We start from the raw sequence: 5,829 nt of genomic DNA on the forward strand, positions 1-5,829 counted from the left end.
TGAAATGTCTTTGCCGCCAACATCATTTGCTGAAAACGTTCTGGGGCTGGCGCGACCAACAGCTGCCCGACGGCACGCTGATCTGGCGGCTGCCCGACGGGCATACCTACGTCACCACCCCGGGCAGCGCGCTGTTGTTCCCCAGCCTGTGCGCGCCGACCGGCGACGCCCCGGTTCAGACGGTCGTTGAGCGTTGCGGCGAACGCACCGCAATGATGCCGCGGCGCAACCGAACCCGCGCCCAGAACCGCGCCCACCGCGTCGCCGCCGAGCGTCGACACAACCGCGACGCCCGGTCGGCTACCCAACCCGCAACCCCCGGCCCCGCGCCGCCGGACGAGGACCCGCCGCCGTTCTGACTGCGGGACAAGGGTTCAAACGGACTTGGTGACGCCGACGTAGGAGAGCACCACGTCGGATTCGTCCGTCTGCTGGGTCAGGGTCGCATACGACCGGATGAACGACTGACCCACGCAGCCATCGATTTTGACGTGAAAGCCGGTGATGATGACGCGGGGATGTGGGCCCTTGAATTCCTTCCTGGTCACCGGCACGACGAGGATCACGCCGGGTTTGAGGCCGACGGTGACCACCCCGTTGAACGGCGTGGTCACCAGCGGGATGAAACCACCGGCCAACGGGAAGCCGATGCCCGGGTTGACGCCGGCGCTGCCCGCCATCGTGACGCCGTTGGACGTGCTCATGTCGATCCCGCAGCCGATTTCGTAGCCCACCTCGAGGACGCCGGCAGGGTTTTCGAGCCCTTCCAGCGAAGCGGCGAATGTTCCGCGAGAGAGATATTCGCGAGACGAGACCGCGGTCGTCAGCGGCGCTATCGGAGTCTGCGACTCGTCCTTCGCCCCGAGGGCCAAGACCCAGCCCTCGGGCGTCGTGAAGGTCACCGGGTCGGACGAGGGAATCCGCCCCTCATCGGGTGCCGCTGCGGAGGTAGCGGCGGCTTCTTCGGCGTCGGGATCCGCCAGCGTCCGAGGCGCCGGGATCGCCGACATGACGATGCACGACGCGAGGATCGCGGCGCGACGAACGACCACGGCTACCGGCCACACGACGACACCGTAGGTACGGCACGAGCACGGTCGCGAAATTTGCTGGCCGTCTCGCCGAAGTCGTTGTGCGTTCGTGACCGTTATGGGACCGGAAATCCCGCACCTGCCTCGTTTGCCAGGCCGGTAGAATCGTCAGCTTGGAGTAGGGGACGACAGGAGTGCCGCGATGAGAACTCACCCGCTTGTTCGCGGACTGCTGCTGGCCGCGGCGGTGGGCGTGATGACTCTGATCGCCGGCGCCGGCGCCGCCCGCGCGGATTCGGATGTCTTCGGGGCGCCGGGGCCGTCGCTCCTCGACCAATTGGTGACCTCGACCCCCGCGCTGACGGTCGATCCGTCCGACGAAGCCAAACCCTCGAGGGGCTCGAACGCCGTCGGCATGTTTTGCGAGAACCAATTCGCGCACTGCCACTAGACCCCGCGCCCGGGCAAATCGCCTGGCCAGGCCCGCCAAGATCGCCGGTGTGCCATGATGTCGGAGCTGTCAAGACATAGGGGAGCGGGCCGTGGATCTCAACTTGTCGATCGTTACGCGACCGGTCGAGCGCCTGATCGCTACGGCGCAGAACGGGCTGGAGGTCGTCCGCCTGGGGGGCTTGGAAACAGGTACCGTCCCGTCGCCGTCGCAGATCGTCGAGAGCGTACCGATGTACAAGCTCCGACGTTATTTCCCGCCGGACAGCCGGCCGGATAAACCGCCGGTGGGCCCGCCGGTGCTGATGGTGCACCCGATGATGATGTCGGCGGACATGTGGGACGTCACCCGCGAGGAGGGCGCGGTCGGCATCCTGCACGCCAACGGGATCGATCCGTGGGTGATCGACTTCGGCGAACCCGACAAGGTCGAGGGCGGCATGCGCCGCACCCTGGCCGACCACATCGTCGCGCTCAGTCAGGCCATCGACACGGTCAAGGAGACCACCGGCAGCGACATCCACCTGGTCGGGTACTCGCAAGGCGGCATGTGGTGCTACCAGGTCGCCGCCTACCGGCGGTCGAAGAGCCTGGCCAGCATCGTCACCTTCGGGTCGCCGGTGGACACCCTGGCCGCCCTGCCCATGGGCATCCCGGCGAACTTCGCCGCGCCCGCCGCCAACTTCATGGCCGACCACGTGTTCAGCCGGCTGGCCATCCCCAGCTGGATGGCGCGCACCGGCTTCCAGATGCTGGACCCGCTCAAGACGGCCAAGGCCCGGGTGGACTTCCTGCGCCAGCTGCACGACCGCGAGGCGCTGCTCCCGCGCGAACAGCAGCGCCGGTTCCTCGAGCGCGAGGGATGGATCGCGTGGTCGGGCCCGGCCATCTCCGAACTGCTCAAGCAGTTCATCGCCCATAACCGGATGATGACCGGCGGCTTCGCCGTCAACGGCCAGATGGTCACGCTCACCGACATCACCTGTCCCGTGCTGGCCTTCGTCGGCGAGGTGGACGACATCGGCCAGCCCGCGTCGGTGCGCGGCATCCGGCGGGCCGCCCCCGACGCCGAAGTGTACGAACGGACCATCCGCACGGGCCATTTCGGCCTGGTCGTGGGATCCAAAGCGGCGCAACAGAGTTGGCCGACCGTCGCCGAATGGGTGAAGTGGCTGTCCACCGGCGGCGACAAACCGGACAGCATCGACCTGATGGCCGACCAGCCCGAGGAGCACACCGACAGCGGCGTCGCGTTGAGCTCCCGGCTGGTGCACGGCGTCGGCGAGGTGTCCGAAGCCGCGCTCGGCCTGGTGCGCGGGGCGGCCAACACGGTGGTCGCGGCCAACAAATCCGTGCGCACCCTGGCCGTCGAAACGGCCCGCACGCTGCCGCGCCTGGTGCGGCTGGGACAGATCAACGACCACACGCGAATCTCGTTGGGCCGCATCATCGAAGAGCAGGCCCACGACGCCCCGCAGGGCGAGTTCCTGCTGTTCGACGGCCGCGTGCACACCTACGAGGCCGTGAACCGGCGCATCAACAACGTCGTGCGCGGCCTGATCGATGTCGGTGTGCGCCAAGGGGATCGGGTGGGCGTGCTGATGGAGACGCGGCCCAGCGCGCTGGTCGCCATCGCCGCGCTGTCGCGGCTGGGCGCGATCGCGGTGGTGATGCGGCCGGACGCCGACCTGGCCGCATCGGTCCGGCTCGGGGGAGTGACCGAGCTGCTGACCGACCCGCCCAACCTGGAGGCGGTGCTGGCGTCGGACCGCCAGGGGCTGCGGCAGGTGCTGGTGCTGGGCGGCGGCGAGGCGCGGGATCTGCACCTGCCCGACGACAGCGACGTCATCGACATGGAGCAGATCGACCCCGACGCCGTCGAGCTGCCCGGCTGGTACCGGCCCAACCCCGGCCTGGCCCGGGACCTGGCCTTCATCGCCTTCAGCGCGGCCGGGGGCGAGCTGGTGGCCAAGCAGATCACCAACTACCGCTGGGCCGTGTCCGCCTTCGGGACCGCCTCCACGGCGGCCCTCGACCGCCGCGACACCCTGTACTGCCTGACGCCGCTGCACCACGAGTCGGCGCTGCTGGTCAGCCTGGGCGGCGCGGTGGTCGGCGGCACCCGCATCGCGCTGTCGCGCGGCCTGGACCGCGACCGCTTCGTGCAGGAGGTGCGCCAGTACGGCGTGACGGTGGTGTCCTACACCTGGGCCATGCTCCGGGAGATCGTCGACGATCCCGCGTTCGTGCTGCACGGCAACCATCCGGTGCGGCTGTTCATCGGCTCCGGCATGCCGACCGGGCTGTGGGGACGGGTGGTCGACGCGTTCGCGCCGGCCCACGTCGTCGAGTTCTTCGCCACCACCGACGGGCAGGCCGTGCTGGCCAACGTGTCCGGCGCCAAGACCGGCAGCAAGGGCCGGCCGCTGCCCGGCGTCGGGCGCATCGAGCTGGGCGCCTACGACGCCGAGCACGATCTGATCCTGGAGAACGATCGCGGCTTCGTCGAGATCGCCGAGCCGAAGCAGGTCGGGGTGCTGCTGGCCGCGTCCAACGGCCCGATCGACCCGACGGCGTCGGTCAAGCGCGGCGTGTTCGCCGCCGGCGACACCTGGATCTCGACCGAGTACCTGTTCTACCGCGACGACGACGGCGACTACTGGTGGGCGGGCCGGCGCGGCTCGGTGGTGCACACCGCCCGCGGCCTGGTGTATCCGGAGTCCGTGACCGACGTGCTGGGCTGTGTCAACGGTGTCGACCTCGCGGTGACCTACAACGTGCCGGTGGGCGACCGGGAAGTCGCGGTCTCGGCGGTCACGCTGCTTCCCGGCGCCAGCATCACCGCGGCCGACCTGACGGACGCCGTGGCGAAGATCCCCGTCGGCGTGGGCCCCGACATCGTCCAGGTATGCCCGGAGATGACGTTGAGCGCGACCTACCGTCCGACCGTCAGCGCCCTGCGCGCCGCCGGGATTCCCAAACCGGGCCGCCACGTTTGGCATTTCGACGCCGAGGGCAACTTCTTCCGCAAGCTGACCCCGGGCGTGCGGGCGGCGCTGAGCGGGCGTGCCGATGGTTGACGATTCGCTGCTGAGCATCCTGGTGTGCCCGGCCGACCGCGGCCCGTTGCTGCTCATCGACGACGAGCTGTACAACCCGCGGCTGCGCCGGGCCTACCGCATCGAGGACGGCATCCCGGTGCTGCTCGTCGACGAGGCCCGCGACGTCGACGACGACGACGAGCACGCGCGGCTCATGGCACGAGGCCGTCCGGCAGATCCCCGGTGAGGTAGCGCTGCAGGTTCGGCGCGATGGTCCGCGCGACCTGCTCGGCCGGCAGCGACGCGAACGGCTCGAACTGCAGGATGTAGCGCGCCAGCACCACGCCCACCAGCTGCGACGCCACGAATTGGACGCGGAGGATTCCGCTTCCGGGCGGATTGTCAACGCGCGCACCGACTTCCACCGCGATCACGTCCTCGATGAACGTGCGGAACAGGTTGACCTCCGTGCCGGCCAGGATGGACCGCAGCGTGGCGACGAAGGCCGTGCCGATCTCGGAGTCCCACAGCGGCAACAACATCGACGGCAGCCGGTAGCCGATTTCGTCGATCGGCACCTCGCGCAGCGGGCCGATGATGTCCATCGGATCGATCGGGATGTGCACGGCCGCGGCGAACAGCTTCTCCTTGGTGCCGAAGTAATGGTGCACCAGTGCCGAATCGACGCCGGCCGCCGCCGCGACCGCGCGGATCGAGGTGTTGCCAATCCCATTGGTGGCGAACAGCTCTCGCGCGCACGCAAGGATGCGATCGCGGGTGTCGGAGCTGCCGGCCGGCCGCCCGGGCCGCCGGCGCCCGGCTTTAGCAACGGCCACTAGCTGGTCCGCCGCCGCAGCGTCGCGGCCGCAAGACACAGTGCCGCCAGCGCGAACCCCAGCACGACGACGATGTCGCGCACCGCGATGTAGGTCAGCTGCGGGTGCGCGCCCACCTGTTGCAGCGCCTCCAGCGCGTAGCTGGCCGGCATCACGTTGCTGACCCACTGCAGCCAGTGCGGCATCACCGCCCGGGGCACGATGATGCCGGCCAGCAACAGCTGCGGCACCATCACCAGCGGGATGAACTGCACGGCCTGAAACTCGGTGCGGGCGAACGCGCTACACAACAGGCCCAGGCCCACGCCGAGGACGGCGTTGACGATCGCGATCGCGAACACCCACGCCGGGCTGCCGGCGGTGTCGAAACCGAGCAACCAGAACGACACGATGCAGGCCAGAACTGCCTGCGCCGCAGCGGCCGTCGAGAAGGCCGTGCCGTAGGCCATCAGCCTGTCTCTTATACACATC

The 5,829-nt window shown here is 69.2% G+C and carries 6 protein-coding genes and 1 pseudogene; 4 read left to right on the forward strand and 3 right to left on the reverse strand.

Going from position 1 to position 5,829, the window contains the following annotated elements; all coding sequences use genetic code 11:
- Window positions 1-359: pseudogene (locus tag WU80_RS23875) on the forward strand (hypothetical protein); the annotation flags it as partial.
- A gap of 15 nt (window positions 360-374) precedes the next feature.
- Here the strand turns inward: WU80_RS23875 and WU80_RS23880 are convergent.
- The gene (locus WU80_RS23880) at window positions 375-1,010 is read right to left on the reverse strand and encodes an MspA family porin (protein WP_055405561.1); all 636 of its coding nucleotides are present in this window, start codon (window positions 1,008-1,010) and stop codon (window positions 375-377) included.
- Between the two features lie 223 nt (window positions 1,011-1,233).
- On the opposite strand from WU80_RS23880, the gene WU80_RS23885 reads away from it, so the two are divergent.
- From WU80_RS23885 to WU80_RS23895, 3 genes are all read left to right on the forward strand, one after another.
- Entirely contained in the window at window positions 1,234-1,482 is a 249-nt protein-coding gene (locus WU80_RS23885; RefSeq protein ID WP_055405558.1) for a hypothetical protein, read from the forward strand.
- A 91-nt stretch (window positions 1,483-1,573) separates the two neighbouring features.
- Entirely contained in the window at window positions 1,574-4,561 is a 2,988-nt protein-coding gene (locus WU80_RS23890; RefSeq protein ID WP_055405559.1) for an acyl-CoA synthetase, read from the forward strand.
- Window positions 4,554-4,769, forward strand: a complete 216-nt coding sequence (locus tag WU80_RS23895; protein ID WP_055405562.1) for a Trm112 family protein — start codon at window positions 4,554-4,556, stop codon at window positions 4,767-4,769. The genes WU80_RS23890 and WU80_RS23895 overlap by 8 nt, the downstream gene beginning before the upstream one ends.
- On the opposite strand, the gene WU80_RS23900 is transcribed toward WU80_RS23895, so the two are convergent.
- Both WU80_RS23900 and WU80_RS23905 read right to left on the reverse strand, forming a co-directional pair.
- Complete coding sequence (locus WU80_RS23900) at window positions 4,735-5,358, reverse strand: TetR/AcrR family transcriptional regulator (protein ID WP_055405560.1); 624 nt, start codon at window positions 5,356-5,358, stop codon at window positions 4,735-4,737. The two genes, WU80_RS23895 and WU80_RS23900, sit on opposite strands and share 35 nt — an antisense overlap.
- A partial coding sequence (locus WU80_RS23905; RefSeq protein WP_055405873.1) for an ABC transporter permease occupies window positions 5,358-5,829 on the reverse strand: 472 nt, incomplete at its 5' end. The genes WU80_RS23905 and WU80_RS23900, both read right to left, overlap by 1 nt.

The organism is Mycobacterium sp. UM_11 (assembly GCF_001414075.1).
Lineage (GTDB): Bacteria > Actinomycetota > Actinomycetes > Mycobacteriales > Mycobacteriaceae > Mycobacterium.

Coding starts and splice junctions, on each gene's coding strand:
- WU80_RS23895 (WP_055405562.1), top strand. CDS start 4,554: ATGGTTGACGATTCGCTGCTGAGCATCCTGGTGTGCCCGGCCGACCGC.
- WU80_RS23880 (WP_055405561.1), bottom strand. CDS start 1,010: ATGTCGGCGATCCCGGCGCCTCGGACGCTGGCGGATCCCGACGCCGAA.
- WU80_RS23885 (WP_055405558.1), top strand. CDS start 1,234: ATGAGAACTCACCCGCTTGTTCGCGGACTGCTGCTGGCCGCGGCGGTG.